Origin of the sequence: Miltoncostaea oceani, assembly GCF_018141545.1 — a bacterium.
Lineage (GTDB): Bacteria > Actinomycetota > Thermoleophilia > Miltoncostaeales > Miltoncostaeaceae > Miltoncostaea > Miltoncostaea oceani.
In genome coordinates this window covers 2,009,402-2,028,321 of sequence record NZ_CP064356.1, presented here as the reverse complement: position 1 = coordinate 2,028,321, position 18,920 = coordinate 2,009,402, and the positions used below count along the sequence as shown (strand labels likewise).

22 protein-coding genes are annotated in these 18,920 nt (G+C 76.4%); 20 read left to right on the top strand and 2 right to left on the bottom strand.

Translation table 11 applies throughout. The features are described 5' to 3' along the window. Positions 1-30: 30 nt before the first annotated feature. The 8 genes from mihF to IU369_RS10335 all read left to right on the top strand — a co-directional run bounded on the left by mihF (position 31) and on the right by IU369_RS10335 (position 8,232). Positions 31-366 carry an integration host factor, actinobacterial type gene (gene mihF, locus IU369_RS23295; RefSeq protein WP_246551580.1) on the top strand — a complete coding sequence of 112 codons (336 nt, stop codon included), beginning with the start codon at positions 31-33 and terminating at the stop codon, positions 364-366. Continuing rightward, complete coding sequence (gene gmk / locus IU369_RS10365; protein WP_246551488.1) at positions 273-947, top strand: guanylate kinase; 675 nt, start codon at positions 273-275, stop codon at positions 945-947. The genes mihF and gmk overlap by 94 nt, the downstream gene beginning before the upstream one ends. Next, positions 940-2,136, top strand: a complete 1,197-nt coding sequence (coaBC, locus tag IU369_RS10360) for a bifunctional phosphopantothenoylcysteine decarboxylase/phosphopantothenate--cysteine ligase CoaBC (protein ID WP_217920904.1) — start codon at positions 940-942, stop codon at positions 2,134-2,136. Before gmk ends, coaBC begins: the two co-directional genes overlap by 8 nt. A gap of 43 nt (positions 2,137-2,179) precedes the next feature. Further along, complete coding sequence (locus tag IU369_RS10355; protein WP_217920903.1) at positions 2,180-3,172, top strand: hypothetical protein; 993 nt, start codon at positions 2,180-2,182, stop codon at positions 3,170-3,172. Between the two features lie 323 nt (positions 3,173-3,495). Continuing rightward, positions 3,496-4,401: an AAA family ATPase gene (locus IU369_RS10350; protein WP_217920902.1), complete on the top strand. Its 906-nt coding sequence runs from the start codon at positions 3,496-3,498 to the stop codon at positions 4,399-4,401. Next, positions 4,398-5,576 (top strand): DUF58 domain-containing protein, encoded by a 1,179-nt coding sequence (locus IU369_RS10345; RefSeq protein WP_217920901.1) that lies wholly within the window; start codon positions 4,398-4,400, stop codon positions 5,574-5,576. The genes IU369_RS10350 and IU369_RS10345 overlap by 4 nt, the downstream gene beginning before the upstream one ends. Continuing rightward, positions 5,573-7,894, top strand: coding sequence for a transglutaminase domain-containing protein (locus tag IU369_RS10340; RefSeq protein ID WP_217920900.1), 2,322 nt, complete (start codon positions 5,573-5,575; stop codon positions 7,892-7,894). The genes IU369_RS10345 and IU369_RS10340 overlap by 4 nt, the downstream gene beginning before the upstream one ends. Then, positions 7,891-8,232, top strand: a complete 342-nt coding sequence (locus IU369_RS10335) for a tetratricopeptide repeat protein (RefSeq protein WP_217920899.1) — start codon at positions 7,891-7,893, stop codon at positions 8,230-8,232. Before IU369_RS10340 ends, IU369_RS10335 begins: the two co-directional genes overlap by 4 nt. Positions 8,233-8,235: 3 nt before the next feature. On the opposite strand, the gene IU369_RS10330 is transcribed toward IU369_RS10335, so the two are convergent. Next, the gene (locus IU369_RS10330) at positions 8,236-8,694 is read right to left on the bottom strand and encodes a YbjN domain-containing protein (protein ID WP_217920898.1); all 459 of its coding nucleotides are present in this window, start codon (positions 8,692-8,694) and stop codon (positions 8,236-8,238) included. Between the two features lie 62 nt (positions 8,695-8,756). Here IU369_RS10330 and dtd point away from each other — a divergent pair, with 62 nt between their 5' ends. Continuing rightward, complete coding sequence (gene dtd, locus IU369_RS10325) at positions 8,757-9,227, top strand: D-aminoacyl-tRNA deacylase (RefSeq protein WP_217920897.1); 471 nt, start codon at positions 8,757-8,759, stop codon at positions 9,225-9,227. A 6-nt stretch (positions 9,228-9,233) separates the two neighbouring features. Here dtd and IU369_RS10320 read toward each other — a convergent pair whose 3' ends face one another. After that, positions 9,234-9,587, bottom strand: coding sequence for a VOC family protein (locus tag IU369_RS10320; RefSeq protein WP_217920896.1), 354 nt, complete (start codon positions 9,585-9,587; stop codon positions 9,234-9,236). A 243-nt stretch (positions 9,588-9,830) separates the two neighbouring features. Here IU369_RS10320 and IU369_RS10315 point away from each other — a divergent pair, with 243 nt between their 5' ends. The 11 genes from IU369_RS10315 (at position 9,831) to IU369_RS10265 (ending at position 18,917) form a co-directional block, all read left to right on the top strand. Continuing rightward, the gene (locus IU369_RS10315; protein ID WP_217920895.1) at positions 9,831-10,130 is read left to right on the top strand and encodes a VOC family protein; all 300 of its coding nucleotides are present in this window, start codon (positions 9,831-9,833) and stop codon (positions 10,128-10,130) included. A 157-nt stretch (positions 10,131-10,287) separates the two neighbouring features. Continuing rightward, the gene (locus tag IU369_RS10310; RefSeq protein WP_217920894.1) at positions 10,288-10,734 is read left to right on the top strand and encodes a ribosome maturation factor RimP; all 447 of its coding nucleotides are present in this window, start codon (positions 10,288-10,290) and stop codon (positions 10,732-10,734) included. 76 nt (positions 10,735-10,810) lie between these two features. After that, the gene (nusA, locus tag IU369_RS10305; protein ID WP_217920893.1) at positions 10,811-12,172 is read left to right on the top strand and encodes a transcription termination factor NusA; all 1,362 of its coding nucleotides are present in this window, start codon (positions 10,811-10,813) and stop codon (positions 12,170-12,172) included. Next, positions 12,097-12,483 (top strand): YlxR family protein, encoded by a 387-nt coding sequence (locus IU369_RS23835; protein WP_425516799.1) that lies wholly within the window; start codon positions 12,097-12,099, stop codon positions 12,481-12,483. Before nusA ends, IU369_RS23835 begins: the two co-directional genes overlap by 76 nt. Then, positions 12,483-13,178, top strand: coding sequence for a translation initiation factor IF-2 N-terminal domain-containing protein (locus IU369_RS10295; protein ID WP_217920891.1), 696 nt, complete (start codon positions 12,483-12,485; stop codon positions 13,176-13,178). The genes IU369_RS23835 and IU369_RS10295 overlap by 1 nt, the downstream gene beginning before the upstream one ends. Beyond that, positions 13,175-15,361: a translation initiation factor IF-2 gene (gene infB, locus IU369_RS10290; RefSeq protein WP_217920890.1), complete on the top strand. Its 2,187-nt coding sequence runs from the start codon at positions 13,175-13,177 to the stop codon at positions 15,359-15,361. The genes IU369_RS10295 and infB overlap by 4 nt, the downstream gene beginning before the upstream one ends. Before the next feature lie 27 nt (positions 15,362-15,388). After that, on the top strand, positions 15,389-15,700 hold the full coding sequence (locus tag IU369_RS10285; protein WP_217920889.1) for a DUF503 domain-containing protein: 312 nt from the start codon (positions 15,389-15,391) through the stop codon (positions 15,698-15,700). Continuing rightward, on the top strand, positions 15,700-16,071 hold the full coding sequence (gene rbfA, locus IU369_RS10280; protein WP_217920888.1) for a 30S ribosome-binding factor RbfA: 372 nt from the start codon (positions 15,700-15,702) through the stop codon (positions 16,069-16,071). Before IU369_RS10285 ends, rbfA begins: the two co-directional genes overlap by 1 nt. Continuing rightward, positions 16,068-17,078 carry a DHH family phosphoesterase gene (locus IU369_RS10275; protein ID WP_217920887.1) on the top strand — a complete coding sequence of 337 codons (1,011 nt, stop codon included), beginning with the start codon at positions 16,068-16,070 and terminating at the stop codon, positions 17,076-17,078. Before rbfA ends, IU369_RS10275 begins: the two co-directional genes overlap by 4 nt. Next, a complete protein-coding gene (truB, locus tag IU369_RS10270; RefSeq protein WP_217920886.1) occupies positions 17,071-17,955 on the top strand; it encodes a tRNA pseudouridine(55) synthase TruB in 885 nt (294 codons plus the stop codon). Before IU369_RS10275 ends, truB begins: the two co-directional genes overlap by 8 nt. Further along, positions 17,952-18,917, top strand: a complete 966-nt coding sequence (locus IU369_RS10265) for a bifunctional riboflavin kinase/FAD synthetase (RefSeq protein WP_217920885.1) — start codon at positions 17,952-17,954, stop codon at positions 18,915-18,917. The genes truB and IU369_RS10265 overlap by 4 nt, the downstream gene beginning before the upstream one ends. Positions 18,918-18,920: the final 3 nt, after the last annotated feature.

Genomic DNA, 18,920 nt, shown 5'->3' with positions numbered 1-18,920 from the left:
GCGGCGCGCCACGGACCTATGATGGCCGCGATGGCGACCACGACACCGAAGCCCCAGTCGCAGGCCCCCGAGCGCTCGCTCGACCAGCGAATGGAGGCCCTCCGCCGGGCGAACGACATCCGCTCGCGCCGGGCACAGCTCAAGAAGGACCTGAAGAGCGGTCACACGTCGATCGGGACGGTCATCTCGAACCCGCCCGAGTTCGTGCTCACGGCCAAGGTGTTCGACATGCTCATGGCCGTGCCGAAGTACGGGAAGGTCAAGGCGACCAGATTCCTGAACACCTGCCGCATATCGCAGGGGAAGACCATCGGGGGCCTGTCCGACCGACAGCGCTCGGAGCTGCTGGAGCTGTTGCAGCGGTAGCGACGCGAACGCGCGTCCTCATCATCTCCGGGCCGTCGGGAGCAGGGAAGGGCACCCTGATCGAGGGTGTCCTGACCGGCTTCCCCGAGCTGGGACTGGAGGTCGCCGTCTCGGCGACCACGCGTCGCATGCGCCCGGGTGAGCGCGACGGCGAGCACTACCACTTCCTCGCCCCCGAGGAGTTCGCGCGCCGGGTCGACGCGGGTGAGTTCCTCGAGCACGTGACGTACGCGGGCAACCGCTACGGCACCCTCCGGTCGGAGGTCGACCGCATCCTCGCCGCCGGGCGCTCACCGGTCGTCGAGATCGAGCTCCACGGGGCCCGGGCCGTGCAGCAGAGCATCCCCGGGGCCGTGTCGATCTTCATCAGCCCGCCGTCCCTCGAGGACCTCGTCGCCCGCCTCTCCCACCGGGGCACCGACACCGCCGCCGAGATCGCCGCCCGCATGGAGACCAGCCGCATCGAGCTCGCCGCCCGCGACGAGTTCGACCACGCCGTCGTCAACCAGGACATCCCCCGCGCGGTCGCCGACCTCGCGGCGGTGATCCGCGGCGTGCTCACCGAGGCCGGCGATGGCTGAGGTCCTCCTCGGCGTCTCCGGGGGGATCGCCGCCTACAAGTCGATCGACCTGATGCGGATCCTCCAGTCGCGGGGGCACGGCGTCACCGTCGTCATGACGGCCTCGGCGCAGCGCTTCGTCGGGCCGTCCACGTTCTCGGCCCTGTCGGGACGCCCTGTCGGCGTAGACCTGTTCGGGGCCGAGGAGCGCCCCGGCTACGGGCACCTCGACCTCGCCCGCGCCCACGACCTGATGGTCGTCGCGCCGGCGTCCGCGAACACGATCGCGCGGATGGCCGCGGGACTCGGCGACGGGCTCCTCAACGCCGTCCACCTCGCCTTCGACAAGCCCGTCCTGATCGCGCCCGCCATGAACACCCGCATGTGGCTCCACCCCGCGACGGCGGCGAACATGGCGACGCTCGCCGGCCGGGGGGTCCAGGTGATCCCGCCGACGAGCGGCCTGCTCGCCGACGGCGACACCGGCGTCGGGCGCCTCGCCGACCCGGTGGTGGTCGCCGACGCGGTCGAGGCGCGCCTCGCCGGTGCGGGCACGCTCGCCGGGCGCCGCGTGCTCGTGAGCGCCGGGGGGACGCGCGAGCCGATCGACCCGGTCCGGTACGTCGGCAACCGCTCCAGCGGTCGCATGGGGTGGGCCGTCGCGGCCGCCGCGCGCCGACGCGGCGCCGACGTCACGGTCCTCGCGTCGAACGTGGAGCTGCCCCGTGAGGCGGGGATCCGCTACGTCGAGGCGCCGACGGCGGCGGAGCTGCACCGCGCCGCCCGCGCCGAGTTCCCCGGGTGCGACCTGCTGGTGATGGCCGCCGCCGTCGCCGACTTCCGCCCCGCCGAGGCGCGCGCGGGCAAGATCGACAAGGGCGCCGAGGGCCGCCTCGCCCTCGACCTGGAGCCGACCGACGACATCCTCGCGGACCTCGCGGCCGCCCGGTCCCACCAGGTCGTCGTCGGCTTCGCGGCCGAGCACGGCGCCGCCGGGCTGGAGCGCGCCCGCGGCAAGCGGATCCGCAAGGGCCTGGACCTGATCGTCCACAACGACGTCTCGATCGACGGCATCGGGTTCGGCGCCGCCGACAACGAGATCACGATCATCGGGGCCGACGGCGAGGAGTCCCTGGCGCGCATGGGCAAGGACGCGTGCGCCGAGCGCATCCTCGACGCCGCCGCCGCGCTGCTTCCCCAGGGGGCCTGAGCCGGCCGGTCACGACGGGCCCCGGCCCGGCCGATCCGGAGGTGTGGCCCGGATCCGATCCCTGCTCACCCTCGGCCTCGCGATGGCCGCCGTGGCCGCCCCGCCCGCGCTCGGCACCGGGTGGACCGAGCTGCCCTCACCGGCGAACCCCGCCGGCTGGATGGGGACGCCGTCCCTCGACGCCGCGCCGGACGGCCACGCGGCGGCCGCGTGGAGCGGCTACACCGGCTCGGCGTTCCCCGTCGTCGCCGTCGCGCGCGAGCCGGGCACCGGCTGGGGGGAGCCGACGGTCCTCGTCTCCGGGTCGAGCGTCGTCAACCCCCCGGTCATCGTCGTCGACCCCTCCGGCCGCACCGTCGCCGCCTGGACCCGGTGCGCGTCCGGGACCTGGCGGGTCGAGGCCGCCCAGCGGCCCCCCGGCGGGGAGTGGGGGACCCCCGTGGTGCTCGCCACCTCCTCGTGCCTGCGCACCGACACCCAGGCGTTCGCCACCGTCGACGCGGCGGGACACGTCGTCCTCGCCTGGACGTCGAGCGAGCCCTTCCGGCTCGCGACCGCCTCGTCCGGGCCCGACGGGACCTGGACCACGCCGGTGTCTCTCTCGCCCGACGCCGTCGGCCCGTCGGTCGGCCTGGCCGCCACCGGCGACGGCGGGGTGCTCGCCGCCTGGACCCTCGAGAGCGGATCCGGCGCGGTGCAGGTCGCCACGCGCGACGCGCAGGCGCGTGGGGCGCGCCGGCCACGATCACCTCGACGACGGCCTCCCGGCGCGACGCGACCCTGTCCCTCGCCGGGGACGGCCGCGCCCTCCTCGCCTGGATCGAGGGGGGATGGTCGGACGCGCGCGCCTGGACCGCCGCCCGCGCCCCCGGCCCCGGCGCCCGCGACCCCGGCCCCGGCCCCCACGCCGCGGTCCTCGCCCCGTCCGGTCGCGACGCCCCGCGGCGTCGGCCCGGCCGCCCTGCCGGTGCGGCGCGGCGGCGTCTCGGTCGGTGGTCGGTCGCGTGCGGCGCGGCGCGCTGCTCCGGGCGGGTGACGCTCACCGCCGCCGGCCGCGTCCTCGCGTCCGGCCCGTTCTCCGCGGGTCCCGGCCGGCGGGCGGCCGTCGCCTGCGGCTCGGTGCGTCCGACCGCCGGGCCCTCGCGCCGCGCACCCGGGCGACGCTCACGGTGCGCGAGCGCGCCGCCGGGGCCTGGCGCGTCACGGCCCGCCGCGCCGTGACGCTGGCGCCTCGCCCGTAGGCCCGCCGGGGGTCGCGCCCGGGGCGCGATCGTCTACCCTCGGGACACGTCCTCGTCCCTCGCCACCTCGCCGCTCCGGGCCGACGAGCTGGACCCGGTCACCGCGCTCGCCGGTGCGTTGACCGACGCGTGCGCGCGGGCGGTCCGCGCCCCCCGCGTCGTCATCGAGACGTGCGTCGTCGCGCTGCTGTCGGGTGGCCACGTGATGATCGAGGACGTCCCCGGGGTGGGGAAGACCGTCCTCGCGAAGAGCCTGGCGCGCGCCGCGGGCTGCGACTACTCGCGGCTGCAGTGCACCGCCGACCTGCTGCCCGCCGACGTCACCGGCGTCACCGTCTGGGACCAGAACGCCGCGGAGTTCCTGTTCCGGCCCGGCCCCGTCTTCGCGAACGTCGTCCTCGTCGACGAGATCAACCGCGCCTCGCCGAAGACCCAGTCGGCGCTCCTCGAGTGCATGGAGGAGGGGCAGGTCACCGTCGACGGCGAGACCCGCGTGCTGCCCCTGCCGTTCATCATCATCGCCACCCAGAACCCCGTCGAGTACGAGGGCACCTTCCCGCTCCCCGAGGCCCAGCTCGACCGCTTCGCGGTGCGCATCGCGATCGGCTACCCGGCGCCCGGCGACGAGGCCGCGATGCTGCTCGACCTGGCGGCGCGCGATGCCCTCGACCACGTCGCACCCGTCGCGGACGTCGCCGCGATCGTCGCGGCGCGCGACGTCGTCGACCGCGTCCACGCCGACCCGGCGCTCGCGGCGTACGTCGTCGGCCTGGTCGAGGCGACCCGGCGCGACGCGCGCATCCAGCTCGGCGCGAGCCCCCGCGCCGGCCTGGCGCTGCTGCGGGCCGCGAAGGCGCGCGCCGTGATCGAGGGACGCGGCTACGCGCTCCCCGACGACGTCCGCGGCCTGGGGCGCAGCGTGCTCGCCCACCGGCTGATCCTGACGCCCGACGCCCGAGCCCGCGGCGCGTCCGCCGAGGAGGTCGTGGCGGACGCCCTCGACGCGGTGCCCGTCCCGCTGTGACCCGGGGGGCCGGCGCTCCCGCGCGGGCGCTCGGCCTGGCGCTCGCCGGGGCGGCGGCCCTCGTCGCGAGCGGGGGCTTCGGCACCCCCGCGCTCGCCACCCTCGGCGCGGGCCTGATCGCGCTGCCCGTCCTCGTGACCCTCGTCGTCTGGGTCGCCGCGTCGGGGCTGCGGGTCGAGCGCCGGCTCGCCCCCGCGCGCTGCCCGGCGGGGGACGAGGTCCGCATCACGGCGCACCGGTCGGGCTGGGCGCACCGCACCGGCCTCGACCGCCTCCTCGACGTCGACGTCGACCCCGGCCTCGGCACCGCCCGCGGCCCCGGCGAGCCGGTGCCCACCCGGGACGGGTGGATCCTGACCGCGGTGCGCGGCGACCACCGGCTCCCCCCGCCGCGGGTGACCGTGCGGGACCCGTTCGGGTTGGCGCGCCGATCCCGCGCGGGCGGCGGCGACGACCGGCTGCTGGTGGTGCCGGCGGCGCCGGCGATCGGCCGGATGCCCCTCGGGATGCGCGCGCCCGGCCGCGGGCCGCGCCGCCGCCGCGCCGACTCGGGGTTCGGCGAGCTCGACCGGGTGCGCGAGTACCAGGCGGGCGACCCGCTGTCGCGGGTCCACTGGGCGCAGACGGCGAAGCGGGGGCGGCTGCAGACGAAGGAGCTCCGCGCCCCCGAGGGGTCGGGCCGCTCCACCCTCGTCCTGCTCGACGGCGCCGGGCCGCCGGGGGAGGACTTCGAGACGGCGGTCACGGCCGCCGCCGCCCTCGCCCGCCACCTCTGCGCGGCGGGCGAGCCGGTCGCCCTGTCCCACACGGGACGCACCCCGGCCCGGATCACCTCCGCCCTCGCGACGTGGCCGGTCATCGAGGTGGCGCTCGCGCGCGTCGAGGCCGGCGGCTCCCGCGGGGCGGCGCTCGCGCTCGCCGGTGAGGCGGGGGGACCCGACGCCCCCGACACCGCGATCGTCGTGACCAGCGCAGGGGATCCCGCGCTGCCCGCCGCCGTCGCCCGGGCGCGGGCCCGGGGGACCGGCGTCGCGGTGGTGGTGAGCGGCCCCGCGGCGGCGGGCGCGGGCGACCTGATGGCGGCGGGCGCCGAGGTCGTCGTCATCCCCGGTCCCGGCCGCGTGGCGTCGGCCCTGTCCGCGGCGCCCGCGCCGGCCGGGGCGGTGGCGCGGTGACCCCGGGGGCCCGCGCACCGGCGGCCGGCGCGGCCGCGGCCGCCGCGATCGCCGTCGCCGTGCTCGGCATCGCCTGGTCGGGCCTCTACGCCGGCGTCCCCGGCGGACGGACGCTGCTGCTCTGCCTGTTCGCGTGCCTGCCCGCGGTCGCCACCCTGGCCCCCCGCCGCCGCGGCGCCCTGGTCGGCGCCGCCGTCGCCGTCGCCGTCCTCGGCGTGCTCGCGATGGCCCTGCGGCTGTCGCCGGTCGCGCTGCCCCTGCTCGACGGCGGCGCGTGGTCCGACGTGCGGTCCCTGATCCCCGACGGCCTCGCCAGCGGATCCGAGTCGGGGCTGCCGGTCGACCCGTCGGAGAAGCCCGAGCTCGTCGCCCTGCTCGACGTGGCGCTCGCCGTGCTCGCGGGCGGCGCCGCCTGGCAGATCCTGGCCCGCCGCCGACCGGTCGCGGGTCTCGTGCTCGTCGGCGTCGGCCTCGCCTACCGGTGGACCGTGGAGCCCCCCGCCTCGGGCGCCGCCGCCGGGGCCCTCGCGCTCGCCGCGCTCGTCGCGGTGCTCGCCCTCGGCGCCGGGTCGGCCGGCGGCGGGGCGACCCTGCGGCGTGCGGGGGGCGCCCTCGCGTTCGGCGGCGTGGCCGTCGCCCTCGCGGCGGGACTCGGCCCCGGCCCCGCCCAGGCGGGCGACGGGTGGTGGAGCTGGAAGGACTGGGAGGTCGGCACGTCGGGCGACACGTCCACCGGTGGCCTCGACCTGCGCCAGGACTACGGCAAGCTCGACTGGCCGACGACCCCCCGGGTCGCCCTCACCGTCCAAGCCGAGCGGTCGCTGCCGCTGCGCGCGGTGAGCCTCGACGCCTTCGACGGCGTGGCCTTCACCCTCGCCGACAGCGGGCCGTCGCCAGGCCTGCCCGTGCGCGACGGCGTGCTGCGCCTGCCGCCCGACCCGACCGTCGCGGACGAACCCGACGCCATCCAGACGATCACCCTCCGCGGCGCCCGCACCCAGGTCGTGATGGCGTCGGGGCGGCCGCAGCGCATCAACGGCGCGATCACCGGCACCGCCGACCTGGTGGGCGACGCGGTGCGCCTCGAGCGCGCCCTCGGGCCCGGCGACCGCTACACGGTGCGCACGCGCGTCCCGCGCCCGACCCCCGCCGAGCTGGGCGCCGCGCCGGCGTACCGCGGCGACGAGGTCCCCGCCGGGTCCACGACGCTGCGCCCCGACTACTCCACGCCGGGCGTCGAGGTGCCGCTGTGGGGGAGCGGGTTCCGCGTCGACCCGGCGCGCCTCGGCGCCTACGGCCCGGTCGCCACCCTCGCGCGGGACGTCATCGGCGACGCCCCCACCGCCTACGCGGCGGTGAACCGCATCGAGGCGCACCTGCGCCGCTCCTACGTCTACGACGAGGCGCCGCCGTACCCGACGAGCGTCCCCGACGACTGGTCGGGCGGCACGGCGGGGACGCCCCCGCCGCTGGTCGACTTCCTGCTCGGCAGCCGCCGCGGCTTCTGCCAGCACTTCGCCGGGTCGATGGCGGTGATGGTCCGGTCGCTCGGCATCCCCGCCCGCGTCGCCGTCGGGTACACCGGCGGGCGCTACGACTCCGCGGAGGACCGCTGGGTCGTGCTCGACCGCGACGCCCACTCCTGGGTGGAGGTGTGGTTCCCGGGCGAGGGCTGGATCCCGTTCGACCCGACCCCCGGCCGCTCCGTGCCGAACCCGGCATCGGTGTCGTCACCCGACTACGCGCCGACGCCGATCGACATCGACCTCGGCGGCATCGCCGACGCCGCGGTCTCCCCGCCGGCCCCCGTCACGCCCGACGTGCCCGCCGAGCGCGAGCCGATCCCCGCCGACCCCGTCCCCGTCTCGTCTCCGCCGGACTCCGGTCCCGGCGGCGCGGACTGGCCCGCGGTCGCCGCCCTGATCCTCCTCGTCGCGGCCCTCGCGGCCCCGGTGGGTCGCGCCGTGCGCCGCCTGCGCGGCCGCCACCGCGGCGACGAGCGCACCCGCGTGACCGCCGCGGCGCGGGAGCTGGAGGCCTCCATCGCGCCCCTCGGGTGGGCCCCGCCCGTCGCGGGATCCGCCACCGAGCGGGCCGCCGCGATCCGCGCCGCCACCGGCGTCGACCCGTCGGGGCTCTACCGCCGCGCCGCCCTCGCCCGGTACGCCCCCGATGCGCCCCCGCCGGGGGCCGCCGCCGCCGCCTGGCGCGAGTCGGCCCGCCTGCGCCGCGCCGTCCGGCGCCAGGCGACGCCGCTCGTGCGGGTGCTGACGGCGCTCGGCGTGCGGCGGCCGCGGCGCGCTACGGTCGACCGATGAGCGACGGCGCCGACGCGTACGAGGCCTTCTGCAACGGCCAGTGGCTGCTGCAGGTCCGGGAGTTCGACCAGGCGGCGATCGCCCTGGAGCGGGCGAAGGCGCTGGAGCCGGACAAGGGGTCGATCCGCGAGGCCCTCGGCCGCGCGTACCTCGCGGCGCGCTCCTACGCCCGGGCCGCCGAGGAGTTCGGCGCGGCGGTCGAGCTGTCGCCGACCGACGGATACGCCCACTACGGGCTGGCGCGGTCCCTCTCGCGCCTCGGCGACCCGCTCGCCGCCCGCCACTACCGCCTGGCCCGCCTGTTCGGCACCGGCCTCCCGGAGGCCGCGGGCCGCTGAGGCTCAGGTGCGGCCGGCCGCCTCGTCCATGCGCGGCGGCGGCCGGAACTCGATGCCCTCGGGGACGTCGAAGCCCATGCGGACGATGCTCTCGAACGTCTCGTCCACGAGCGTGCTGAGCGCGCCGAGCAGCCCGTCGATGCGGTCGCCGTCGAGCCCGTCGAGCGGGGTGTCGGCGACGGCGTAGATGTCGCCGTGGCCGTCGATGCCGAACCGCCAGTCGCGGATCGCCAGGTTCTTGTGGAGCAGGCGGGCGTAGACGTCCGCGTGCGCGCGGTCCGGGCCGCGGACCACGAACGCCCGCAGCAGCAGCGTCCGCTCGCGGGCCTGCAGCAGCACCCCGATCGCGCCGCGCTTCGTGCACGGCACCTGCACCACCCACTCGCGGTCGCCGCGGCGCTCGGTGTCGGCGCCGATCTCCTCGAGGTGGGCGGAGATGCGTGCGGGGGCGGCGTCGTCCATGCCGCGATGCTACCCGCGCCGGGCGGTCCCGACCCCGCCACCGGCGCGCGTAGGCTCCGCCGGTGCGCGTGGTGCTGCAGAGGGTCCGGTGGGCCCGGGTCGAGGTGGAGGGCGCGGTCGTCGGCGAGATCGCCGCCGGGCTCCTCGCGCTGGTCGGGGTGGCGGACGGCGACGACGCGGCCGAGGCCCGGCGTCTCGCCGACAAGACCGTCCGCCTGCGCCTGTTCGCGGCCGGCGACCGGCCGTTCGACCTGCCGCTGACGGCGGTCGACGGCGCCGCCCTGCTCTGCGTCAGCCAGTTCACGCTCCTCGCCGACGTGCGCCGCGGCAACCGGCCGTCGTGGTCGCGCGCCGCACGGCCCGGCGACGCCGAGGGACTGGTGGAGGCCTACGCCACCGCGGTGGAGGCGCACGGCGTCCCGGTCGCCCGGGGGCGGTTCGGCGCCACGATGGCCGTGACGCTGGAGAACGACGGCCCGGTCACGATCGTGCTCGACGGCGACGACCTCACGGGCCCCCGCCGCAGCGCCTGACCCGGTTCAGGCCGCGAGCGGCCCCAGGCCGAACGGGCTGCCCTCGGAGTCGCGGCAGATCGCCCACCGCCCGCCGGCGTGGACGACGGAGCCGCCCAGGTCGGTCACGCGGGCGAGCGCGGCCTCGACGTCGTCGACCGCGAAGTAGGGGAGGGACACCCGGTCACCGGGTCCGCTCGCCCGCGGGTGGACGCCCATCGCCGCCCCGTCCCCGGTCGTCTGCCAGCCCTCGCCCTGGTCATCGCGCCGCGGCGCGAGCGGCCGGTCGAGCACGCCCTCCCAGAAGCGCACGGCGCGCTCGGGGTCGTCGGCGGGGAACTCGACGAGCATGTGGGGGTCACGGGGCGCGGGATCGGTCATGGGGGGATGGTAGTGGCCTCGGCCGATGGCGATGACGCGGTCGTCCATCGATGCACGCGCTGGCGCGCCGGACGGTCGAGCTGGAGGACGTGATCGGGGCGGAGGCCCCGCGGCTGCTGGAGCGCCTCCACGACGCCCCCGGCTGGGACGCGCGCTTCGCCGTCCTCGACGACGCGCTCGGACGCCGTCTCGCCGCCGCGATCGACGGGCTGGGGGCCGGGTTCGGGGTTCGCCCCCGCCGGGGTGCACCCCGGCGGGGACGGGACGATCGCCCACGCCGAGCTCGCGCACGGCGCGTCGCGCGTGATGCTCGGCACCGCGCGCGAGGACGGGTGGGGGGCCCTCGCCCCGCCGCCGGGGTCGGGCGCCGTCTACGTCGTGGTGGACGACCCCGACGCCCACCACGACCGCGCCGTCGCGGCCGGCGCGGAGGTCGTCCGGCCGCTCGCCGACCTGGACTACGGATCGCGCGACTACGCGGCGCGCGACCCCGAGGGCAACCTCTGGAGCTTCGGGACCTACCGGCCGGGGGACGGGGCCTGATCACCGCTCCGCCCCCTCCGCGCCGGGACGCGGCGGGGGCGGAGTGCTATCGTCACCTGTCTCTGAGGATGACGTGAGGCGTGCGGGCGGAGGTGGGTGACGAACCCACCTTTTTTGTGGGCGCGGACGGAGTCCCCGCCGAAGGGAGGTGCAGCCGATGGCAGGCCATGACGAGATCGAGCGTCGCGTCGAGACGGCGCTGGCCGCTGCCCTGCCCGAGGTCGACCTGCTCGAGCTGAGGGTGCTGGCCGGTCCGGACGCGATGCTGCGCCTGGTCGTGGACCACCCCGGCGGGGTCGACCACGAGGTCTGCGTCGCGGTGACGAAGGCCCTGGACGACGCGGGGATCCTCGAGGAGCACGGCGCCGAGGTCTGGTCGCCGGGTCCCGAGCCGCCGCTGCGCCGGCCCGAGCACTTCCGCAGGGCCGTGGGCCGGAGGGTCCGCATCAGGATGGAGCGCGAGGATGGCGCGAGGTCGGTCACGGGCGTGCTCGTGGCCGCGGACGACGCCGCGGTGCGCGTCGAGCTCGAGGACGGGGTCATGGAGATCCCCCTGGAGCACGTGCGCCGGGCGAACGCCGTTGAGGAGGTCGGGACATGGTGAGCGGGCCACGCGGGAACGCCGTCGCGGGCCGGCCGGGCATGACCACGGCCGTCGAGTTCGTTGGGGGGAGCAGAGGGTGAACCGAGAGATCATCGAGGCCATCAAGCAGATCGAGCGCGAGAAGGGGATCGACTCCGAGACCCTGCTCATCGCGCTCGAGGACGCGCTGCTCGCCGCGTACAAGAAGACGCCCGACCCGGCCGAGTTCGCGCGGGTCGACATCGACCGCGAGACCGGCGAGATGCGCGTCTGGCAGGTCATCCTCCCCGAGGGCGAGGAGCTCCGCGTGCTGCCGCGCGAGGAGCCCGTCATCCCCGAGGGCGTCGACCCCGCCGAGTACGAGCCGCCGCCGCCGGACATCGACTGGGCCGCGTACCAGGACGACGAGATCGAGGCGATCGACGTCACCCCGGACAACTTCGGCCGCATCGCCGCGCAGACCGCGAAGCAGGTCATCCTGCAGCGGATCCGCGAGGCGGAGCGCGAGATGATGTACGAGGAGTACGTCGACCGCGTCGGCGACGTCGTGACCGGGATCATCCAGCAGTCCGACTCGCGGTACACGCTGGTCGACCTCGGCCGCGTCGAGGCGCTGCTGCCCGAGAGCGAGCAGGTGCACAACGAGCGGTACGACCACGGCGCCCGCATCAAGGCCGTGATCATCGAGGTGCGCAGCTCCACCAAGGGCCCGCAGGTCATCGTGAGCCGCCGCTCCGACCAGCTGGTGCGCGAGCTGTTCAAGCTCGAGGTGCCGGAGATGGCCGACGGCCTCGTCGAGATCCGCGGCGTCGCCCGCGAGCCCGGCTGGCGGTCCAAGATCGCCGTCATCTCCCACGTGCAGGGCGTCGACCCGGTCGGCGCGTGCGTCGGCCCCCGCGGCTCGCGCGTGCGCATGGTCGTGTCGGAGCTGCGCGGCGAGAAGATCGACATCATCCCCTTCAACGAGGAGCCGGCCCGCTACGTGGCCAAGGCGCTCTCGCCCGCCCGGGTCCGCGAGGTCCTGGTCGACGACGAGAACCGCCAGGCGACCGTGATCGTGCCGGACGACCAGCTGTCGCTGTCGATCGGCCGCGAGGGCATGAACGCCCGGCTCGCCGCCCGCCTCACCGGCTGGCACATCGACATCAAGAGCGAGTCGACCTTCGCCCGCGAGGAGGAGAACGACGAGTTCGGCGACGAGACCGAGTCGGGGACGCTCCGTTGCGCGGCGATGCTGCGCACCGGCAAGCGGTGCCCGAACGCCGCCGTGACGGGGACGCGCTACTGTGCCGTGCCCACCCACGCACGCCTGGCCGAGGTGGAGGGCTCCCTCGGGAGGCCCCTGACCGCCGAGGAGATCGAGGAGGCGGGCACCGAATCGGGATGGGCGCGCGTGTCGGAGCTCGCTCCGGCCGTGGCCGCGGCCGCCGCGGAGGGGACGACGGAGGAGGAGGCGTAGGGGCAGGAGGTATCTCGACGGAACGCGCCCGGCACGTGCCGGAGCGCCGCTGCCTCGGCTGCGGCGCCCGACACCCCAAGCCGGCGCTCGCCCGTCTCGTCGCCGCTCCGGGCGACGGGACGCACCGCCTGGTGCGGGACGATCGGTCCCGGCTCGGCGGGCGCGGGTTGTACGTGTGCCGGCGGGTTGAGTGCTTCGAGAGGGCCGTCGCGCGGCGCGCGTTCCATCGTGGAGCGAGGGTGAGCGGCGAGCTGGTGATCGATCCGGAGCTCGGCGCGGACGTCGGCGGGGAGGGTCAATGGGGGACGTGATGGAGAAGAAGAGGATCTACGAGATCGCCAAGGAGGAGGGGCTTCCGAGCTCCCTGCTCCTGCAGCGACTGCAGCGGGCCGGTGTGAACGTCAAGACCGCGTCGTCGACCGTCGACGTCGCGGAGGCACTCCACGTCCTGAACCCGAACCGCTACCCGAAGCCGGAGCGCGCCCCCGAGCCGCCGAAGGTCGAGAAGGTGGAGGAGCCCGCGCCCAAGCCGGCGCCGGTGCGTCAGCCCCTGCCCGCGCGCCCGGGCGCCCCCCGGACGCCGTACACGCCCCCGCCCGCCGCCGAGGAGGAGCCCCCGGCCCCCGAGCCCGCTCCCGCGGCGCCCGTCGCCGAGGAGCCGCCCGCCCCTGCGCCGGAGCCGGCCCCGGTCGCCGAGGCCCCCGCGCCGCCGGCCCCCGAGCCCGTCCCCGCCGCCGAGGCCCCGGCCCCGGTCGAGGAGCCCGCGCCGGCCCCGGAGGCCCCGGCCCCCGAGGCCGCGACGCCGCCGCCCGCCGAGGCCCCGGCCCCCGAGGCCGCGGCACCCGTGACGGAGGAGGCACCCGCTCCCGCCGCCGAGGCGCCGGTCGAGGCCCCCGCGGCCGCGACGCCCGCCCCGGCCGCCGAGGCGCCCGCCGAGACGCCGGCCCCGAGGCCGCGGCACCCGCCGCGCCCGAGGCCCCCGCCCCCGCGGCGGAGGCCCCGGTGACTCCGCGGCGTCCCGAGCCCGCGAAGCCGAAGCCCCCGCTCTACCGTCCGCCGCCCGTCCCGGCCGGCCCCGCCCAGGGTGGCGGCCGTCCCGGTGGCGGTGGCGGCCCCGGCCCGCGCACCGGCGGAGGCGCCGGTGGCGCCGGCCCGCGTCCCGGCGGCGGTGGCCAGGGTGGCCCCGGCGGCGGTGGCATGGGCGGCGGCATGGGCGGAGGCCCGCGCGGCAAGCGCCGTCGCGTGGTCATCGACCCGCAGGCCGGTCGCCGCGGTCCCGCGCAGCAGGGCCGCGACCGCCGTGGCGGTCGCCCCGGCCCGCGCCAGGAGGAGAAGCCCGCGGTCGTCATCGCGCCCGCGGACATGCCCATGGTCGAGGTGCCCTCGGGCTCCACGGTCAAGGACTTCGCCGAGATCCTCGACGTCCCGACGTCGCAGATCATCAAGCTCCTGATGGGGCTCGGCGAGCTCGCGACGATCACGCAGTCCCTCTCCGACGACGCGATCGAGCTGATCGCCGGCGAGATGGAGCGCAAGGTCACCGTCGTCCACGCCGAGGAGGAGGCCGAGCGGGCCGAGGAGTTCGACGACGACGAGGCCGACCTGGTCACCCGTGCGCCGGTCGTGACCGTCATGGGCCACGTCGACCACGGCAAGACGTCGCTGCTCGACGCGATCCGCTCCACCGAGGTGGCGGCCGGCGAGGCCGGCGGCATCACCCAGCACATCGGCGCCTACCAGGTGCACCACGACGGCCGCGAGATCACGTTCCTCGACACGCCGGGCCACGAGGCCTTCACGGCCATGCGCGCCCGCGGCGCCAAGATCACGGACGTCGCGGTCATCGTGGTGGCCGCCGACGACGGCGTCATGCCGCAGACCGTCGAGGCGATCGACCACGCACGCGCCGCCGAGGTGCCGTTCATGGTCGCCGTGAACAAGATCGACAAGGTCGGGGCGAACCCCGACCGCGTGAAGCAGGAGCTCAGCCAGCGCGAGGTCATCCCCTCCGACTGGGGCGGCACCCACGAGTTCGTGCCCGTCTCCGCGACGGAGCGGACCGGCATCGAGACGCTGCTCGAGACGATCCTGCTGGTGGTGGACGCCGACGCGGAGCCGAAGGCCAACCCGAAGCCGGAGGCCTCGGGCACGGTCATCGAGTCGCGCCTCGACCCGGGCCGCGGCCCGGTCGCCTCGCTGCTGGTGCAGCGCGGCACCCTCAGGGTGGGCGACGTGATCGTGGCGGGCGACGTCTACGGGCGCGTCCGCGCGATGGCCGACTACAAGGGCTCCGCGCTGGAGACGGCGGGTCCGTCGGTCCCGGTCGAGATCCTCGGCCTCGGCGGCGTCGTGGACGCCGGCGAGCGGTTCCGGGTGGTCGAGAACGAGCGCGCCGCCCGTCAGCGCGCGTCGGAGCGCAGCCAGCGCCTCCGCGCCGAGGAGCTCGCCAACAAGCGGCCCGTGTCGCTCGACGACCTCTTCGCGCGCATCAAGGAGGGTGGGCTCAAGGAGCTCAACATCATCATCAAGGGCGACGTGCAGGGCTCCGTCGGCGCCCTCGAGGACGCCCTCAACAAGATCGAGCAGACCGAGGTGCGCCTGCGGGTCATCCTCACCGGCGTCGGCGCGATCACCGAGTCGGACGTCTCCCTGGCGTCCGCGTCGGAGGCCGTCATCATCGGCTTCAACGTCCGTCCCCGGCCGGAGGCGAGCGTGCTCGCCGAGCGCGAGGGCGTCGACATCCGCACGTACCGGGTCATCTACCGCGCCATCGAGGACGTCCGCGACGCCCTGGTCGGCCTGCTGGAGCCGGACATCGTGGAGGACGTCATCGGCCAGCTGGAGGTGCGGGCGACGTTCAAGGCGAGCCGCATCGGCACCATCGCCGGCTGCTACGTGACCGACGGCATCGTCCGCCGCAACGCCAACGTCCGCCTGCTCCGCGACGGCATCGTGGTCCACGAGGGCAAGATCGCCTCGCTGAAGCGCTTCAACGAGGACACCCGCGAGGTGGCCCAGGGCTTCGAGTGCGGTGTCCTGATCGAGGACTACAACGACGTCAAGGAGGGCGACACCATCGAGGCGTTCGAGCTCCGCGAGGTCGCCCGGACCGCGCAGGCCGCGGCCCCGCCGCCGGCCCCGAAGGTCGTCGCGCCGCCGGCCGAGCCGGACGACGCCGACGAGGGGTAGGTCCTCGTCGAGATGGAGCGCGGCTTCGTGGGAATCCTGAGCGTCGACCTCCATCTGCCGGAGGGCGCGTCCCTCAAGACCAAGCGCAGGGAGCTCCTGCGGGTGAAGGCCGGTCTCACCCGCAGGTTCTCCTGTGCCGTGTCCGAGGTCGACCACCACGACCTGTGGCAGCGGGCGGGCCTGACGCTCGCGCTCGTGGGCAGGTCGGCCTCCGAGACCGACGAGCGGATCTCCGACGCCGCCCGGTGGCTCGACGGCGACGAGGCGTTCCAGGTGGTCGGGTCGGCGCGTGAGCTCGTGGCGGTCGGGTCCGACCGCGACGCCGCGTGGGGCTCCTGATGGCGAAGCGCGCCCGCACCACGCGGATGCGCCGGGTCGACACCGCGCTGCGCCAGGTCCTGGCCGAGGTCATCGCCCGCGAGCTGTCCGACCCGCGCCTCGGCTTCGTGACGATCACCCACGTCGAGTCGACGCAGGACGTCCGCGAGGCGAAGGTCTTCTTCACGACGCTCCGCACCCGCGAGCGGCGCGGCAGCCAGGAGGCCCTCGACTCGGCGCGGGGCCTGCTGCAGTCCCGCCTCGCCGCGGAGCTGCGGTCCCGTCACACGCCCCAGCTGACGTTCCACTACGACACGACACAGCAGGACGCCGTCGAGCTGACCCGCTTCATCGACGAGGTCACCGGCGGCATCGGACCGGAGGACGGATGAGCGAGCGGAACGGCCGGGACGCGACCCCCGCGGAGGTCGCCGAGGTGCTGACCCGCCCCGGGGAGAGGTTCGTCATCACGGCGCACCACAACCCCGACGGCGACGCGATCGGCTCGATCCTCGGGCTGGCCCGCGCGATGCGCGCCGCCGGCCGGGACGTGGTGCTCGCCCACGCCGACGTCCCCGCCGTCCCGAGCGACCTGCTCTTCCTGCCGGCCGAGGGCGAGTCGTTCTCGCCGCAGCTCCCGGACGACATCGCCGACCGGGTCCTCATCGCGGTGGACTGCGCGACGGAGCGCCGCATGTGGCCGGAGCCGGTCCACGAGGCGGCGCGGTTGATCATCGACATCGACCACCACCAGGACAACACCCGCTTCGGCGACCTGAACCTGATCGAGCCGGACGCGTCGTCGACGGCCGAGGTGCTGGTCGGCGTGATCGACGCGGCGGGGTGGCCGTTGACCCGCGAGGTGGCGGAGGCCCTGTACGTCGGCCTCGTCACCGACACCGGCCGGTTCGGCTACACGAACACCCGCCCCCGGGCGCACGAGATCGCGGCGCGGATGATCGCCGCGGGCGTCGATCCCGCGGCGATGTCGCGGCGGCTGTTCGAGGAGCAGCCCCTCGACCGCCTGCTGCTGATGGGGCGCGCCCTGGAGGGCGCGCGGGCGCTCGCCGACGGGCGGATGCTGGCGGCGGTGCTGACGGAGGACGACTTCACCCGCGCCGGCGGCGACGACTGCGAGGGCATCGTCGAGGTGATGCGGGGTGTGCGCGGCGTGAGCGCCGCCGCCCTGGTCCGCGAGTCGGGCCCCCCCGGGCTGTACCGGGTGTCCCTCCGCTCCGTCGACCCCCGGGTCGATGTGGCGGCGATCGCCCGCGAGGAGGGCGGCGGCGGGCACAAGGCCGCGGCGGGCTTCAGCACGGGCCGCCCGCCCGAGGACCTGCTGCCGTGGCTGGAGGACCGCATGCGGGAGCGGCTCGACGCGAACGGGGCCGGTGGCTGAGGCGCCCGCCCCGCCGGCGCCCGCCCTGCTGCTGGTCGACAAGCCGGCCGGGCCGACGTCGCACGACATCGTCGCCGCGGCGCGGCGTCGCCTGCCCCGCGGGACGAAGGTGGGGCACAGCGGCACGCTCGACCCGTTCGCGACGGGCCTGCTGGTGCTGATGGTGGGGAGGGCGACGCGCCTCGCCCCGTTCCTCACCGGCCTCGACAAGACGTACCTGGCGACGGTCCGGACGGGCTTCACGTCCCGGAGCGGCGACACGGAGGGGCCGATCGAGCCCGCCGGCCCGCCGGCCTCGGCCGAGGAGGTCGCGGCCGTGCTGCCGGGATTCGTCGGCCGCGTGCGCCAGCGGGTGCCGGCCCTGTCGGCGGTGAAGGTCGAGGGCGAGCGCCTCTACGCCAAGGTGCGGCGGGGCGAGGACGTCACCGACCTGCCGGAGCGCGACGTGGCGATCCACGCCCTGCGGCTCGTCGACGACCTCGGCGACGGGGATTTCCGGCTCGAGGTGCACTGCGGGTCGGGCACGTACGTGCGGCGGCTGGCGTCGGACATCGGGGAGAGCCTCGGGACGGGGGCGTACTGCACGGCCCTGCGGCGCACGGCGGTGGGGGTGCTGTCGGTCGACGACGCGATCGCACCGGACGAGGTCTCCCTGGACGCGGCGGTCGACCCGCTGCGCGCCCTCGGGCACATGGCCCGCCGCGACCTCGATCCGGCGGAGGCCGCCGACGTCCTGCACGGCCGAGCGGTGCCGGCGGCGGACGCCGGGGCGGACGGGGGTCCGGTGGCGATGGTGGCGGACGGCCGCCTGATCGCCGTGGGCGCCGCCGACGGCGGGGCGCTGCGCCCGTCCGTCGTGATCGGGAGCCCCCGGTGAGGCGGTACAACTCGCTCGGCGACCTGCCCCTCGGCGGTCCCCGGCGGGTGGTCGCGATCGGGACGTTCGACGGGGTCCACATCGGGCACCAGGCGGTGATCGGCCGGGCGATCGAGCTGGCGGCCGAGCGCGGCCTCGGCTCGATGGCGTTGACGTTCGAGCCCCAGCCGATCGCGGTGCTGCGGCCGGAGCTGCGGCCGGCGGTGCTGACGCACATCGGGTTCAAGACGCAGCTGATCGAGCGCCTCGGCGTCGACGAGCTGCTGGTGGTCCCGTTCACGCGGGCGTTCTCCCGGATCCGCGCGGAGCGGTTCGCGGAGATGCTCGTCGCCCCGCCGGTGGGTGCGGATGCGGTGGTGGTGGGGGAGAACTTCCGGTTCGGCCACCAGGGGAGCGGCACGGTGGAGATGCTCGCCCAGTTCGGCCGGTCCCGCGCCCTCGTCGTCGAGTCGCCCCGGATGGTGACGAGCCCCGACGACAAGCCGGTGTCGTCGACCCGGATCCGGCGGCTCGTCGCGACGGGCCAGGTCGCCGCCGTCATCCCGCTGCTGGGGCGGATGCACTCGGTGGAGGGCGTCGTCGTGCCCGGCGACGGCCGGGGCCGCACGATCGGCCTGCCGACCGCGAACCTCGAGATCCCCGCCGACTCGGCCCTGCCGAGCCGCGGCGTCTACGCCGGCCGTGCGGTGCTCGCCGGCGGCCGCAGCGCGGCCGCGGTGAACATCGGCGTCGCCCCGACCTTCACGGCCAGCGACATCCGCTCGACGCTGAGGCTGGAGGCGTTCCTGCTCGACCACGACGGGAGCGACATCTACGGCCAGACGATGCGGATCGACTTCATCGAGCGCCTCCGCGACGAGAAGCGCTTCGCCTCCGCGGACGAGCTGATGGCGCAGGTCCGCCAGGACATCGACCGCACCCGCGAACTGGCCGCCCGGCCCCCCGGGGACCCCACCGCCTGAGGG